Source organism: Streptomyces chlorus (assembly GCF_042655885.1).
Classification (GTDB): Bacteria; Actinomycetota; Actinomycetes; order Streptomycetales; family Streptomycetaceae; genus Streptomyces; species Streptomyces chlorus.
In genome coordinates this window covers 1-14,536 of sequence record NZ_JBHSOA010000005.1, presented here as the reverse complement: position 1 = coordinate 14,536, position 14,536 = coordinate 1, and the positions used below count along the sequence as shown (strand labels likewise).

Here is a 14,536-nt window from a genome sequence, read left to right as displayed (position 1 = left end):
GGGGTGAACCGCGCGGGTGTCCGCACGGCGGGTTCACCCCGTGCGGGCGCCGGGGCGGCTGCTCGGGCCTCGGTGCATCAGTCCTCGGCGTATCAGTCCTCGCCGTACCGGGGATCCACGGTCTCCGGCGTCAGTCCCAGCAGTTCGGCGACCTGCTCCACGACGACCTCGTGGACCAGCGCCGCCCGCTCGTCGCGTCCCTTGGTGCGGATCTCCACCGGCCGACGGTAGACCACGACCCGCGCGGGGTGCCCCTCGTGGGTCGGCACGGTGCCGCCCAGCGGCACCGTCTCGTCGCTCCACCCCGCTCCGGGCGCGTCCAGACGCGGGACCTCCAGCACGAGGAAGTCGATGTCGGCCAGCTGAGGCCACCGACGCTCCAGCCGCTCCACGGAGTCCTGCACCAGATCCGCGAACGTCTCCGCGCGGCTGGCGGCCAGCGGAACCTGGGGTGGCGCGATCGGCCCGCGCATGCCCCGGCCGTGGCGATCACGACGGCGGGGCCCGCGGTCGGCGGCACGGGGCGTCACAGGGGTGTCCATCACGGTGAAGCGTAGTCTCCGCCGGTCCGACGCGCCCGACCCCCACACGGCTTCCGGACCTCGGCCTCGCACGGGCTCGGCACCCTGCTCCCCACCCGCTTCGGATTCCGGCTCCCGCACGGCGCCGGAACACCGCCCCGTACGGCGTCGGGGCGCGGCGTCGGACCGTCCGGCTCGACATGTCGTCGCATGACCGTTCCGGCCAAGGTTCGACTCGATTCCCTATCTTTCAGGGGCCGGTGATCTCAAGGTATTTGACGGTATTTGTACCAAGTGATGACCGGAGGGGGAGCCGTAGACGTTCCGAATGCGAGCGTCGGAGCAGGTCAACAGCGTGTGTCGACAGGGGCGTATGGGGCCTTTCAGGCCACGACACGGGGGAACGCGCAGGAGGGGAGTCGTCGCGGCCCGCTCAAGAGTGCGGTACCGTCCAACATCGTGAGCCCTGTACGTCGCTGTTCGCGCACCGCTTGCGGCCGTCCCGCCGTTGCGACGCTGACGTACGTCTACGCCGACTCGACCGCGGTCCTCGGCCCGCTCGCCACCTACGCCGAACCCCACTGCTACGACCTGTGCGCCGAGCACTCCGAGCGCCTCACCGCGCCGCGCGGCTGGGAGGTCGTCCGTCTGCTCGACGGTTCGGCCCCGGCGCGGCCCAGCGGAGACGATCTCGAAGCGCTCGCGGACGCGGTGCGTGAAGCGGCCCGCCCCCGGGAGCGGTCGGCCGGCGGTGCGGGGCGCGGCGCGGACCCGATGGAGGTCGCGCGCCGCGGCCACCTGCGCGTGCTCCGCTCTCCCGACAACTGATGCCGGACAACCGTGCTTGAGCTCTGACGCCTGAGTGCTGAACGGACTTCGCAAGCACGGCCGTTCGCGTGGCCGTGTCGATTGTCCGTGTTCGCCGTTCCTTCCTTCCTCCCTCCCGCCCCACCTGTCCCGTGAGTAAGGTGCCGCACGCCCATTGACGCGCGCTTGTCGAGGACACGACCATTCCGAGGACGTAGCGAGATTCTTCTTCCGCATTGCGGAATCCAGGAGGCGCGTCCGTGTACGTCCAGGAACTGGAACCCGTCGTCGGCTCACTCGGTCTGTCCGCCCTCGTGGCGGCGCTGCCCCTCGTGATCGTCCTCGTCCTGCTCGGCGGCCTGCGCATGAAAGCGCACCTGGCGGGCCTGATCGGCCTGTTAGGTGCCGTTCTGGTGGCCTGCCTGGCCTACCGCATGCCTCTGGACCAGACACTCTCCAGCGCCGTCCAGGGAGCGGTCTTCGGCCTCTTCCCCATCATGTGGATCGTCGTCAACGCGCTGTGGGTGTACCGGATGACGGTCCGCACCCAGCACTTCGACATCCTGCGCCGCTCCTTCGGACAGCTCTCCGACGACCCGCGGATCCAGGCCCTGGTCGTCGCCTTCTGCTTCGGGGCACTGCTGGAGGCGCTCGCCGGGTTCGGCGCCCCCGTCGCGATCTCCGCCGTGATGCTCGTGGCCCTCGGTTTCGACCCGGTCCGGGCCGCCGTCGTCGCGCTCGTCGCCAACACCGCGCCGGTGGCGTTCGGCGCCATGGGCACGCCGGTCGTCACGCTCGCCCAGGTGACCGGCCTGCCGCTGGACTCGGTGGCGTCCGTCGTCGGCCGCCAGACCCCGCTGCTCGCCCTCGTGGTGCCGCTGGTGCTGGTCTGGCTGGTGGACGGGCGGCGCGGGCTGCGGGACACCTGGATTCCCGCGGTGGCCTGCGGAGTCGCCTTCGCCATCGCCCAGTTCGTCGCCTCCAACTATGTCTCCGCGCAACTCGCCGACATCGCCGCGGCTCTGGCCGGCGCGGGCGCCCTGGTCGCCGTACCGCACTCGCGCGTGCCCGCCTCCGAGGCCGTCCGCACCTCCGTGCTGACCGGTGCGCGCAGCGAGGAACTGGACGAGGAGGACCCGCGCCGCGAGGTCGTGCGGGCGTACGCCCCGTACGCGCTGATCGTGGTGATCTTCTCCGTCGCGCAGATCCCGGTGGTCAAGGACTGGCTGGCCGGGGCGACCCAGAAGTTCGACTGGCCCCTCCTCGACGTCGTCGCGCCGAACGGCGAACCGGTCGGCGCCAATGTGTTCACCTGGCCCGTCGTCTCCACCGGCGGCACCCTCGTCCTGTTCGCCGGCGTGGCCACCGCGGTCGTGCTCGGCCTGCACGCGCGCGTGGCGGTCAGGGAATGGCTCGCGACCGTGTACGAACTGCGGTTCGCGATCCTCACGGTGACCTCGGTGCTGGCGCTCGCCTACGTCATGAACCTCTCCGGCCAGGCGGCGACGATCGGCTACTTCGTGGCCGCCGCCGGTGCCGGACTCGCCTTCCTGTCACCCGTCCTCGGCTGGTTCGGCGTCGCCGTCACCGGCTCGGACACCTCGGCCAACGCGCTCTTCGGCGCCCTCCAGGTGACCGCCGCACGGGAGTCCGGACTGTCGCCCGAACTGCTCGCGGCCGCGAACAGTTCGGGCGGTGTCCTCGGCAAGATGATCTCGCCGCAGAACCTCACCATCGCCTGCGCCGCCGTCGGACTGGCGGGCAAGGAAGGGGACCTGCTGCGCAAGGTGCTGCCCTGGAGCCTCGGCCTGCTGCTCGTCATGTGCCTGATCGTGGTGGGGCAGAGCACCTTCGTGCTCGGGTGGATGCTGCCCTGACCCGAGGCGGCGTCCGTGAGTCCGGCCGCTCCCACCGGGTACGAGTCCGGCCGGCCCCACCGCACGAGTCCGGCCGGTCACCACGGGACTGCCCGCAGCGGAGTGTCATCCTCTGCGGGTAGTTTGTGGTGACCGACAGGACCTTTGGAAGGGCTGGCCGTGGCTGTTGATCTGTCACAGATCGTCAAGGCGTACGACGTGCGCGGGATCGTCCCCGACCAGTGGGACGAGTCCCTGGCCGAACTCTTCGGCGCCGCCTTCGCGCGCGTGACCGGGGCGAGCGCCATTGTCACCGGGCACGACATGCGGTCCTCCTCGCCCGGCCTGTCGGGCGCCTTCGCCCGCGGCGCCGCGGCCCAGGGCGTCGACGTGACCGAGATCGGCCTCTGTTCCACGGACCAGCTCTACTACGCCTCCGGCACCCTGGACCTGCCCGGCGCGATGTTCACCGCCTCGCACAACCCGGCCCGGTACAACGGCATCAAGCTGTGCCGCGCGGGCGCCGCGCCCGTCGGCCAGGACACGGGCCTGACGGAGATCCGCGAACTCGTCGAGAAGTGGAGCGAGTCGGGCGCCCCCGAGTCGGCTGCCACGGCGGGAACCGTCACCCGGCGCGAGACGCTGGACGACTACGCGGCACACCTGCGCTCCCTCGTCGACCTGACCTCCGTCCGGCCCCTGAAGGCCGTCGTCGACGCGGGCAACGGCATGGGCGGCCACACCGTCCCCTCCGTCCTGGCCGGCCTGCCGCTCACCGTCGTCCCGATGTACTTCGAACTCGACGGCAGCTTCCCCCACCACGAGGCCAACCCGCTCGACCCGGCCAACCTCGTCGACCTGCAGCAGCGGGTCCGCGAGGAGGGCGCCGACCTAGGTCTCGCCTTCGACGGCGACGCCGACCGCTGCTTCGTCGTCGACGAGCGCGGCGAGCCGGTCTCCCCCTCCGCGATCACCGCCCTGGTCGCCTCCCGCGAACTCGCCCGCAACGGCGGCAAGGGCACGATCATCCACAACCTGATCACCTCCTGGTCGGTGCCCGAGGTCGTCGAGGAGAACGGCGGTACACCGGTACGCACCCGCGTGGGCCACTCCTTCATCAAGGCCGAGATGGCCACCAGCGGCGCGATCTTCGGCGGCGAGCACTCGGCGCACTACTACTTCCGAGACTTCTGGAACGCCGACACGGGCATGCTCGCCGCCCTGCACGTCCTCGCCGCCCTCGGCGGCCAGCAGGGCACCCTGTCCGCCCTGGTCGACCAGTACGACCGCTACGCGGGCTCCGGCGAGATCAACTCCACGGTCGACGACCGGTCGGCCCGCCTCGCCGCGATCAGGGCCGCGTACGAGGGCCGCGACGGCATCACCCTGGACGAACTGGACGGCCTCACCGTCACCGCCGCCGACTGGTGGTTCAACGTCCGCCCCTCCAACACGGAACCCCTCCTGCGCCTGAACGCGGAGGCCCGCGACCAGGCCACCATGACCAGAATCCGCGACGAGGCCCTGACCATCATCCGAGGCTGATCCGGCCCGCGGACAGCTGAGCGGCCCGTACGGCACGCTGCAACGGCACCTGCGCCCGTCGGGCATCGGGTGCCGCGAGGAACGGCCCGCGTGTGGCCTGCGGACCGTCCGTTCGGTGCGACCGGTCGGGGCTGCTCCCGATGGCTTCCGCGTTGCTGCGGGTGGCCGGGCGTCCGCACAGCGCGGGGGAGGCGCGGGCCTTGAAGCCGGGGGAGGCATGACCACCGGCCCCGCCGCGAGGGCATCCGCGTCGCCGGGGCCGGGCTCCGCGAGGACCGGCACGTGCGCGTGCCCCACGGACCGTCCCCCCGTGTGACCGCCGGGGCGAACCGGCCCGCTGCGCGCACAGCCATGTCGGGCACCGCGCAAACCTCTCGTCCCGAAGCCGCGGCGGCCCGTGTCCGGCAACGGGCGGCTCGTGTCCGGGCAATGGGCTGCCCGCGTCCGGCACCCCCCCCGGGCGGGCCCGTGAGCGTGTACCCGGCGGCCACCGCGTGCCCCGCCGGACCGGGGCACGCGGTGGCCGCCGGCCCCGACATCCGCTGCTCGCCCGCCGTGCCGCCCACCGGCGGTACCCTGACCAGGCACATCCGCATACGCCCGCCCCGAAGGGAACCACCCCATGCCGCTGGAAACCGGCCTCCTGGAGATCCTCGCCTGCCCGGCCTGCCACTCTTCCCTCAAGGAGCAGGACAACGAGCTGATCTGCACCGGCCAGGAGTGCGGCCTGGCGTACCCGGTCCGCGACGGCATCTCCGTCCTCCTCGTCGACGAGGCCCGCCGCCCCGCGTAAGCGACGACCCTGCGCACCAGCGACCCGCCGCCCCGCGTACTGACGTCCCGCCGATCGGAGGCAGCCGCCCCATGCTCGACGAATCGCTGCTCGACTCACCGGAGGGCCTCGCCGAGGCCGACCGCCGCGGGTTGCTCCGTGGCGCCGCCGAGGCGGGCGCCTGTGTCCGCACCGCCGCGCGGCATGCCGCCGAGGCCGGTGTCCACGACCTCAAACCCGACGGACGCCCCCGCGCCGTCCTCATCGCGGGCCCCGGCGCGGCCGCCACCCAGACCGCCGACCTCCTCGGCACCCTCGCCGGCGCGGGCAGCCCCGTCACCCGGCTCGCGCCCACCGGCGTGGCCCCCGCCGCGGGCGCGCTGCGCTGGGAGCTGCCCGGCTGGGCCGGTTCCGTGGACCTGCTCCTGATCGCCACCCCGGACGGCACCGAGCCGGGCCTGTCCCTGCTCACCGAACAGGCCTACCGCCGCGGCTGCACCGTCGTCGCCGTGGCCCCCGCCCGGACCCCGCTCGCCGACACGGTCAGCGGCTCCCACGGCCTGTTCGTCCCCATGGCGACCACGTCCTACGAACAGGACGAACCCCTCGCCGCCTCCGCCCCCGGAGTTCTGTGGGCGCTGCTCACCCCGCTGCTCGTGCTCCTGGACCGCGTCGGCCTGCTCACCGCCCCGCCGGACGCCCTGGAGAAGGTCGCCGACCGGCTCGACCACATCGCCGAACGCTGCGGCCCGGCCATCGCCGCCTACAGCAACCCCGCCAAGACCCTGGCCGCCGAACTCGCCGACGCGCTACCCGTCGTGTGGACCGAGGGAACCTCGGCCGGCCCGGCGGGCCGCCGCTTCGCCGCCGCGCTCGCGGAACTGTCCGGCGCCCCCGCCGTCGTCGCCGAACTCCCCGAGGCGCTCAGCGCGCACAGCGCCCTGTTGGCCGGCCCGCTCGCCGGCCGCGCCAACCCGGACGACTTCTTCCGCGACCGCGTGGAGGAAACCCCCGCCCTGCACGCGCGCGTGGTGCTGCTCCGCGACCGCCCGACCGGCGGCCTCACCGCCGCCCCGGCCGCCCGTGAGCTGGCCCTCGGCCACGACACACCGATCAGCGAACTCGAACCGGAGGAGGGCGGCGAACTGGAGACCCTCGCCGAGCTGATCGCCGTCACGGATTTCGCCGCCGTTTACCTGGCGCTCACTTCGAGAGCCTGATCATGCCCGGGGCGGCCCGACCTGGGCGGCCTGCCCGGACGTCCCGACGCGGAAGCCCCGACGCGGAAGCCCCGACGTGAGCGGGCCGACGTGGCCCGCTCTCCGTACGAGAACCTGCCGAAGGACAAGGACCCAGAGAGAACCCCGTGACTCCGCTCCCCCTCCCGAAGGAAGGGGGCTTCCAACCCGAGGATTGCGGTCCAGCCCGAACCGATCCCTTGCGGGACACCAGAAAACGTACATCAGGGATTCGATTCCCCCACCGGCTGAAGTCGGTGGTTCCCTCGAAAGAGGTCCGATGGATCGCCTCGACAACGCCATCCGCCCCTACGCCTGGGGTTCCACCACCGCCATCGCCCAACTGCTCGGCGTCGAACCGACCGGTGAGCCGCAGGCGGAGATGTGGATGGGCGCCCATCCCGGCGCGCCCTCGCGCACCGGCCGGGGCACACTCGCCGAGGTCATCGACGCCGACCCGGAGCGGGAACTCGGCGCGGCCTCGGTCGCGAAGTTCGGTCCGCGCCTGCCCTTCCTCCTCAAACTCCTCGCCGCCGGCGCGCCGCTGTCCCTCCAGGTCCACCCCGACCTGGACCAGGCGAAGGCCGGCTACGCGGACGAGGAACAACGTGGCGTCCCCGCCGACGCCGCGCACCGCACCTACAAGGACGCCAACCACAAGCCCGAACTGGTCTGCGCCCTCACCGACTTCGACGGCCTCTGCGGCTTCCGCGACCCGCTGCGCGCCGCCGAACTGCTCGATGCCCTCGGCGTGGACTCCCTCAAGCCGTACGTCGACCTGCTGCACGCCCACCCCGAGGAAGCGGCCCTGCGCGAGGTCCTCACCGCGATCCTCACCGCCGACCGCGACGAGATGGCCCACACCGTCACGGAAGCGGCCGCCGCCTGCGACCGCCTCGGTGGCGAACACGCCCCGTACGCCGACATAGCCCACCACTACCCGGGCGACCCCGGTGTCATCGCCGCCATGCTCCTCAACCACGTCCGGCTCCAGCCCGGCGAGGCCCTCTACCTCGGCGCCGGCGTCCCGCACGCCTACCTGAACGGCCTCGGCGTCGAGATCATGGCCAACTCCGACAACGTCCTGCGCTGCGGACTGACCCCCAAGCACGTCGACGTCCCCGAACTCCTGCGCATCGTCCGCTTCGAGGCCGGCGACCCCGGCGTGCTGCGCCCGGAGGCCGCACCGGACGGCGAGGAGCTCTACGACACCCCCACCGACGAGTTCCGGCTCTCCCGCTACGCCCTGCCCGCCGGCGGCACCACCCACGACCTCACCCTGGCCACCCCCCAGATCCTGCTCTGTACGGCCGGCTCCGTACGCGCGGGCGAGCACCAGCTGTCCCCGGGCACCTCCGTGTTCGTCCCCGCAGGCGAAAAGGTCGAAGTGTCCGGTACCGGAACACTGTTCAGGGCAACGGTCGTCGCCTGACCACCCGGTGACGACGATCTGGCCCACCGCAGCCCGATCGGGCTGCAACAATGTCCCCCCGTTACAGCACGGACAACGCCCGGGCGGCGTACGAAGACGCCGACCCGGGCCCGTGAACGGCGTACGAAGGGACAACGCGGACACATGAGCGCGTCAGGCGGAACCAAGGCGATCATTGCGGCACTCGCCGCCAACGCCGCGATCGCGGTAGCGAAGTTCGTGGCGTTCCTCTTCAGCGGTTCCTCATCGATGCTCGCCGAATCCGTGCACTCCGTCGCCGACTCCGGCAACCAGGCCCTGCTGCTGGTCGGCGGCAAGCGGGCCCAGCGGCAGGCCACCCCGCAACACCCCTTCGGCTACGGCCGCGAGCGCTACATCTACGCCTTCCTCGTCTCCATCGTGCTGTTCTCGGTCGGCGGCCTGTTCGCCCTCTACGAGGGCTACGAGAAGATCGCGAACCCGCACGAACTGAAGCACTGGTACTGGCCGGTCGGCGTGCTGGTCTTCGCGATCATCGCCGAGACCTTCTCCTTCCGTACCGCCATCAAGGAGTCCAACGCACTGCGCGGCGAGCGCTCCTGGAAGGAGTTCGTCCGCCACGCCAAGGCCCCGGAGCTGCCGATCGTCCTCTTGGAGGACCTCGGCGCCCTCATCGGCCTCGTCCTCGCCCTCGGCGGCGTCGGCATGGCCCTGCTCACCGGCGACGGCGTCTGGGACGGCATCGGCACCCTGTGCATCGGCGTCCTGCTGATCCTGATCGCCGTGGTTCTCGCGCTCGAGACGAAGTCGCTGCTGCTCGGTGAGGCCGCGGGTGCCGAGGAGACCCGGAAGATCGAGGCCGCCGTCGTCGACGGCGAAACCGTCACCCGCATCATCCACATGCGCACCCTCCACATAGGCCCCGAGGAACTTCTGGTCGCCGCGAAGATCGCCGTACGCCACGACGACACGGCCATGGAGGTCGCCGCCGCCATCGACGCCGCCGAGTCCCGCATCCGCGAGGCCGTCCCGATCGCCCGCGCGATCTACTTGGAGCCCGACATCTACCGCGAGACCGAGGCCGCCAAGGGTGCCGACGCCGCAGCCACCCCGGGCGGCCCGGCCCCGACGGAACACTGAGCCCGCACCCGACCGGCCCTGGTCCTACCGGCCGGCGCACCCCTTGATCGGCTACGACCACCGACCGGTGACGACCACCGGCCCGGTGGTCGTCGCGCTTCACCGCCGTTCAGCGGCCTTCGTTTCCTTGCTCTCCGTATTCGGCCCGATGTGTTCGGCAACCGGCTGGGGGCGGCCGGGCTCGTCGGTGTAGCTTGGGACGGAGCCAGACGTCGCTGCTGATGGCGGTCGGGCGGTCCCCCTGCGGACCGGCCGAGGGAGAGAGGGCCTCCGACGGACTGCGCTGCGCGCACGCGGGCATGTCTGTGCCCTCCCAGGGCACTCTTGTGCCCGCCGCGCAGAACAGCCGTACCCACCTCGACCCACACCCCGAGGAGCAGCTCTCCATGACGACTGTCGACAACCGACAGGACTTCAAGGTCGCCGATCTCTCCCTGGCCGCCTTCGGCCGCAAGGAGATCACCCTCGCCGAGCACGAGATGCCCGGCCTGATGGCGATTCGCAAGGAGTACGCCGAGGCACAGCCCCTGGCCGGCGCCCGTGTCACCGGCTCCCTGCACATGACCGTGCAGACCGCCGTCCTCATCGAAACCCTGGCCGCCCTCGGCGCTCAGGTCCGCTGGGCGTCCTGCAACATCTTCTCCACCCAGGACCACGCCGCGGCCGCCATCGCCGTCGGCCCGAACGGCACGCCCGAGAACCCGCAGGGCATCCCGGTCTTCGCCTGGAAGGGCGAGACGCTTCAGGAGTACTGGTGGTGCACCGAGCAGGCGCTGACCTGGCCGGACACTCCCACCGGTGGCCCGAACATGATCCTGGACGACGGCGGTGACGCCACCCTCCTGGTCCACAAGGGCGTCGAGTACGAGAAGGACGGCAAGGTCCCCTCGGCCGACACCGCCGAGTCCGACGAGCACCGCGTCATCCTCGAACTCCTCACCCGCACGGTGAGCGAGAGCCCGCAGAAGTGGACCCAGCTGGCGTCCGAGATCCGCGGCGTGACCGAGGAGACCACGACCGGCGTCCACCGCCTGTACGAGATGCACCGCGACGGCACCCTCCTGTTCCCGGCGATCAACGTCAACGACGCCGTCACCAAGTCGAAGTTCGACAACAAGTACGGCTGCCGCCACTCCCTGGTCGACGGCCTCAACCGCGCCACCGACACCCTGATCGGCGGCAAGACCGCCGTCATCTGCGGCTACGGCGACGTCGGCAAGGGCTGTGCGGAGTCCCTGCGCGGCCAGGGCGCCCGCGTGATCATCACCGAGATCGACCCGATCTGCGCCCTGCAGGCGGCGATGGACGGCTACCAGGTCACGACGCTGGACGAGGTCGTCGACAAGGCCGACATCTTCGTCACCACGACCGGCAACAAGGACATCATCATGGCCTCGGACATGGCCAAGATGAAGCACCAGGCCATCGTCGGCAACATCGGCCACTTCGACAACGAAATCGACATGGCCGGCCTCGCCAAGACCCCCGGCATCGTCAAGGACGAGATCAAGCCGCAGGTCCACACCTGGACGTACCCCGACGGCAAGGTCCTCATCGTCCTCTCCGAGGGCCGCCTGCTGAACCTGGGGAACGCCACCGGCCACCCGTCGTTCGTGATGTCCAACTCCTTCGCGGACCAGACCCTGGCCCAGATCGAGCTGTTCACCAAGCCCGACGAGTACCCGACCGGCGTCTACGTGCTGCCCAAGCACCTGGACGAGATGGTCGCCCGGCTGCACCTCGACGCGCTCGGCGTGAAGCTGACCACCCTCCGCCCCGAGCAGGCCGAGTACATCGGTGTGACGGTCGAGGGCCCGTACAAGTCGGACCACTACCGCTACTGAGCCGACGCCCGAGGAGCCGACGCCCACCGGGCCGAGACTCCCGCCGCGGGGAGCGCGCCCGTGCACCGACGCGCTCCCCGGCGGCAGGACCCTCCGGGACAGGCCCCCGCACCCCCGTGCCGGGGGCCTGTCCCGTTGGCCGGCCAGTGACCGGGCCGGCCCGTCAAGACCCAGGACCCCCATGCCCCGCGGCCGCTATTCGCTCCACGATCCGCACGATCACACCCCCCTCGCCGAAGAGCACTTCCAATGCGCCCCCGGCCCCTCCGGCTGGCGCTACGTCTCCCGGCTCACCGCCCCGTCCGGCGATCACCTGGGCTCGGTCGACCTTGCCCTCGACGAACTCGGCCGCCCCATCCGACTTGAACTGCACGCCGCGAGCTGGCAGGTCCGCGGCGCCGCCCTCGACGGCGTCACCTGGGTCCGTACCGACCCCACCGGAACCCACGCCACCGAAGGCAATGCGCGCGCCCACGCCTTCACCGGTTCCTCACCCGCGTTCCTCATCGCCACCGCCCGTCTCCTGCGCCTCACCCCCTCCGCCCCGGCCACCCGGGTACGCCTCGTCGCGTTCACGGATCCGGTGCTCGCCCCGCTCACCGTGGACCAGTCCTGGACCTTGGTGGAAAGAGAAGCACACGCCACTGACAACGGACCCCTGACCGTGGACGAATACCAGATCACAGCCCTGGACACCGGCGAGCAGCACGCCGTGCACCTCGCCGGGGACGTGGTCCTCGCGGCCCCCGGCATCGAACTCGAGGACCTCGAGTCACCCCCCTCGGCCCTCGACTGACCGACGATCCCGGCGACCACCCCGAACGCGCCCTACGCCGGCGGCACGAACCCGGTCGACGGCCCCTCGGCCGCCGAAGGGGGAGATACAGGCGTGGCGGGCGTGGCGGGAACACTGGGCGCAGAGGGAACAGAAGGGCTCGAAGAACCGGCGAGGTGGGAGGGGGCAGCGGGAACGGAGGGGTACGCGGTCGGCGGAGCCGCCCGATGGACGGGCGGCGGGGCGTACACACCCGCCGGTCCGGAGGTGCCGGCCGGCCCGCCACCCATGGCTGCCGCCCCACTGACACCGTGCCCGAAGGCACGCCGCGCGTCCCGGGCCTGCCGCTCCTGCACCACCGCAGCCAGGTACGCCGCCGCCGGCACACCCTGCGGCACCGGCGCCCCCGTCCGGTCCGCCAGGTCCGCGGCCAGCCGCTCCGCCATCGTGTGGCCCACCTGCGGGTCCAGCTGCCGTATCCGAGTCAGGTACTGGCGTACGGCGAGCCACAGTCCGTCCGGCACCGCGGACAGATCGAGCCCCGAGAACCGGCCGGCCAGCCAGGGCGGAGGCGGTGGTACCGAGCCCACGGGACCGACCGGCAGCCTCTCCCGAACGACGAGGGTCCCGGCGAAGACGTCTCCGAGCCGCCGCCCCCGCGACGACACGAGCGAGGCGATGCACGCGACGACGCCCATCGTCATCAGGATCTCGATCACACCGATCAGGCCCCGCACCAGCGCATGCCGGAAACGGATCGGCCCCCCGTCGTCCCGCACCACCCGCAGCCCGCAGGCCACCTTTCCGAGCGACCGTCCATGGCTGAGCGTCTCGACCGCGATTGGCGCGCCCACCAGCAACAACAGAAAGACCGCGAGGGAAATCGCCGTCTGCGCCGCCTGGTCCAGGGATGCCGTGGCAGCCACCAGCGCGATGGTCACCACGACATAGAGGGTCACCGCCGCGACCAGATCGAGCAGCACGGCCAGCGCTCTGCTGGGCAGCTTCGCGGGGCGCAGCTCCAACGCCACCGCCTCGCCCGTCACCAGCTCACTCATGTCCGCCCGCCCTTCCCCTGCCCTGCCCGGAACACCGCCAGTCTGCCAAGCTGATGGCACATCGCACCGGAGTACGACCAGCAGATCATCCCGTACCGCCGAGCCGGCCGGTCCGTACGACCGAGAAGCTCGCGGCGGGAGCCGACGAACAGCCGAGGAGCAGGCACACCGATGGACCTCGACGTCTTCGTCTCCGCCCACCGCGCGGAGTGGGACCGCCTCGACGCCCTGCTGCGGCGCCAGCGCCGGCTGACCGGCGCCGAGGCCGACGAGCTCGTCCTCCTCTACCAACGCACGGCCACCCACCTCTCGCTGATCCAGTCCGCGGCCCCCGATCCCCAGCTGACCGGCAGACTCAGCCAGCTGGTGGCACGCGCGCGTGCCGCCGTGACAGGGGCACGGCGCGCATCCTGGCGGGACGTCACGCACTTCCTCTCGCACAGCTTCCCGGCCGCCGTGTACCGGGCACGTCACTGGTGGGTGCCCACCGCACTCCTGTCCACCGCCGTCGCGGCCCTCCTCGGCTGGTGGATCGGCACCCACCCCGAGGTCCAGGCATCCATCGCCGCACCTGCCGAGCTGCGCGAGCTCACCCGCCCCGGCGGCCAGTACGAGACGTACTACTCCAGCAACCCCGCGGCCTCGTTCGCCGCCCAGGTCTGGACGAACAACGCGTGGGCCGCCGCCCTCTGCCTGATCCTGGGCGTCTTCCTGGGCCTGCCGGTCATCTGGATCCTCTTTACGAACATGCTCAACCTGGGCGTCGGCTTCGGACTGATGGCCTCCGCGGGCCGGCTGGACACCTTCCTCGGCCTGGTTCTGCCCCATGGCCTCCTCGAACTGACCGCGGTCTTCGTCGCAGCCGGCACAGGCCTGCGCCTCGGGTGGACCCTCATCGACCCCGGGCCGCGCCCGCGGCGCAGGGCCCTCGCGGAGGAAGGCCGGGCCGCACTGGCCATGGCGATCGGCCTCGCGCTGGTCCTCTTCGTCTCTGGCGCGATCGAAGGCTTCGTCACCCCGTCCGGCCTTCCCACCTGGGCCCGCATCACCATCGGAGTCGTCGCGGAGCTGGCCTTCCTGGCCTACGTCTATGTCCTGGGCGGGCGCGCGGCTCGGGCCGGTGAGACCGGCGACCTGGAGACGGCCGAACGCAGCGCCGTCGTGCCGACGGCAGCCTGATGTGCGTAGAGCTCCGTTCAGCTGCTAGTCTCCTCTTCGCCCCACAGGAACCGTTGACACGGACCGAGTGGGGAGGTAGATTTGAACAGTTGCCTGGAGCTGGGTTCTGACCCACAGGGACAACCGTGAACATCTGACTGCTTCTCGAGACCTCAGATTTCGACGAAGCCCCTCCCGATAAATCGGAAAAATTCGACCGGCAAGTCCGGCGCGAAACTTCTGATAAAGTCGGAGCCGCCGGAAAGGGAAACGCGAAAAGCGGGAACCCGGAAGGCGAAACCCCGAGGAAATCGGATCGGAAAGATCTGATAGAGTCGGAAACGCAAGACCGAAGGGAAGCGCCCGGAGGAAAGCCCGAGAGGGTGAGTACAAAGGAAGCGTCCGTTCCTT

13 protein-coding genes are annotated in these 14,536 nt (G+C 71.3%); 10 read left to right on the top strand and 3 right to left on the bottom strand.

Features of this window, described 5'->3' with window-relative positions; all coding sequences use genetic code 11:
• Window positions 1-92: 92 nt before the first annotated feature.
• Window positions 93-542, bottom strand: a complete 450-nt coding sequence (locus ACFPZI_RS02675; protein WP_381357639.1) for a metallopeptidase family protein — start codon at window positions 540-542, stop codon at window positions 93-95.
• Between the two features lie 336 nt (window positions 543-878).
• Between ACFPZI_RS02675 and ACFPZI_RS02670 the strand changes: the two genes are divergently transcribed.
• The 9 genes from ACFPZI_RS02670 (at window position 879) to ACFPZI_RS02630 (ending at window position 11,930) form a co-directional block, all read left to right on the top strand.
• Window positions 879-1,349 carry a DUF3499 domain-containing protein gene (locus ACFPZI_RS02670; RefSeq protein WP_381357637.1) on the top strand — a complete coding sequence of 157 codons (471 nt, stop codon included), beginning with the start codon at window positions 879-881 and terminating at the stop codon, window positions 1,347-1,349.
• A 239-nt stretch (window positions 1,350-1,588) separates the two neighbouring features.
• A complete protein-coding gene (locus tag ACFPZI_RS02665; RefSeq protein ID WP_381357634.1) occupies window positions 1,589-3,205 on the top strand; it encodes an L-lactate permease in 1,617 nt (538 codons plus the stop codon).
• 159 nt (window positions 3,206-3,364) lie between these two features.
• Entirely contained in the window at window positions 3,365-4,729 is a 1,365-nt protein-coding gene (locus tag ACFPZI_RS02660) for a phosphomannomutase/phosphoglucomutase (protein ID WP_381357631.1), read from the top strand.
• 622 nt (window positions 4,730-5,351) lie between these two features.
• The gene (locus ACFPZI_RS02655; protein ID WP_381357629.1) at window positions 5,352-5,522 is read left to right on the top strand and encodes a Trm112 family protein; all 171 of its coding nucleotides are present in this window, start codon (window positions 5,352-5,354) and stop codon (window positions 5,520-5,522) included.
• A gap of 71 nt (window positions 5,523-5,593) precedes the next feature.
• Window positions 5,594-6,721, top strand: a complete 1,128-nt coding sequence (locus ACFPZI_RS02650; RefSeq protein ID WP_381357626.1) for an SIS domain-containing protein — start codon at window positions 5,594-5,596, stop codon at window positions 6,719-6,721.
• Window positions 6,722-7,019: 298 nt separating this feature from the next.
• Window positions 7,020-8,171: a mannose-6-phosphate isomerase, class I gene (gene manA, locus ACFPZI_RS02645; RefSeq protein ID WP_381357623.1), complete on the top strand. Its 1,152-nt coding sequence runs from the start codon at window positions 7,020-7,022 to the stop codon at window positions 8,169-8,171.
• 144 nt (window positions 8,172-8,315) lie between these two features.
• Window positions 8,316-9,290 (top strand): cation diffusion facilitator family transporter, encoded by a 975-nt coding sequence (locus ACFPZI_RS02640; protein ID WP_381357621.1) that lies wholly within the window; start codon window positions 8,316-8,318, stop codon window positions 9,288-9,290.
• Between the two features lie 386 nt (window positions 9,291-9,676).
• Complete coding sequence (gene ahcY, locus ACFPZI_RS02635) at window positions 9,677-11,134, top strand: adenosylhomocysteinase (RefSeq protein WP_381357618.1); 1,458 nt, start codon at window positions 9,677-9,679, stop codon at window positions 11,132-11,134.
• Between the two features lie 181 nt (window positions 11,135-11,315).
• The gene (locus ACFPZI_RS02630) at window positions 11,316-11,930 is read left to right on the top strand and encodes a hypothetical protein (protein ID WP_381357616.1); all 615 of its coding nucleotides are present in this window, start codon (window positions 11,316-11,318) and stop codon (window positions 11,928-11,930) included.
• A gap of 32 nt (window positions 11,931-11,962) precedes the next feature.
• Here the strand turns inward: ACFPZI_RS02630 and ACFPZI_RS02625 are convergent, their stop codons facing one another.
• Window positions 11,963-12,967 carry an RDD family protein gene (locus ACFPZI_RS02625; protein WP_381357613.1) on the bottom strand — a complete coding sequence of 335 codons (1,005 nt, stop codon included), beginning with the start codon at window positions 12,965-12,967 and terminating at the stop codon, window positions 11,963-11,965.
• 171 nt (window positions 12,968-13,138) lie between these two features.
• On the opposite strand from ACFPZI_RS02625, the gene ACFPZI_RS02620 reads away from it, so the two are divergent.
• Window positions 13,139-14,146 carry a stage II sporulation protein M gene (locus tag ACFPZI_RS02620; protein WP_381357610.1) on the top strand — a complete coding sequence of 336 codons (1,008 nt, stop codon included), beginning with the start codon at window positions 13,139-13,141 and terminating at the stop codon, window positions 14,144-14,146.
• 152 nt (window positions 14,147-14,298) lie between these two features.
• Here ACFPZI_RS02620 and ACFPZI_RS02615 read toward each other — a convergent pair.
• On the bottom strand, window positions 14,299-14,536 hold a 238-nt coding region (locus ACFPZI_RS02615; protein ID WP_381357607.1), incomplete at its 5' end, for a hypothetical protein.

Coding starts and splice junctions, on each gene's coding strand:
- ACFPZI_RS02640 (WP_381357621.1), top strand. CDS start 8,316: ATGAGCGCGTCAGGCGGAACCAAGGCGATCATTGCGGCACTCGCCGCC.
- ACFPZI_RS02655 (WP_381357629.1), top strand. CDS start 5,352: ATGCCGCTGGAAACCGGCCTCCTGGAGATCCTCGCCTGCCCGGCCTGC.
- ACFPZI_RS02620 (WP_381357610.1), top strand. CDS start 13,139: ATGGACCTCGACGTCTTCGTCTCCGCCCACCGCGCGGAGTGGGACCGC.
- ACFPZI_RS02630 (WP_381357616.1), top strand. CDS start 11,316: ATGCCCCGCGGCCGCTATTCGCTCCACGATCCGCACGATCACACCCCC.
- ahcY (WP_381357618.1), top strand. CDS start 9,677: ATGACGACTGTCGACAACCGACAGGACTTCAAGGTCGCCGATCTCTCC.
- ACFPZI_RS02625 (WP_381357613.1), bottom strand. CDS start 12,967: ATGAGTGAGCTGGTGACGGGCGAGGCGGTGGCGTTGGAGCTGCGCCCC.
- ACFPZI_RS02650 (WP_381357626.1), top strand. CDS start 5,594: ATGCTCGACGAATCGCTGCTCGACTCACCGGAGGGCCTCGCCGAGGCC.
- manA (WP_381357623.1), top strand. CDS start 7,020: ATGGATCGCCTCGACAACGCCATCCGCCCCTACGCCTGGGGTTCCACC.
- ACFPZI_RS02675 (WP_381357639.1), bottom strand. CDS start 542: ATGGACACCCCTGTGACGCCCCGTGCCGCCGACCGCGGGCCCCGCCGT.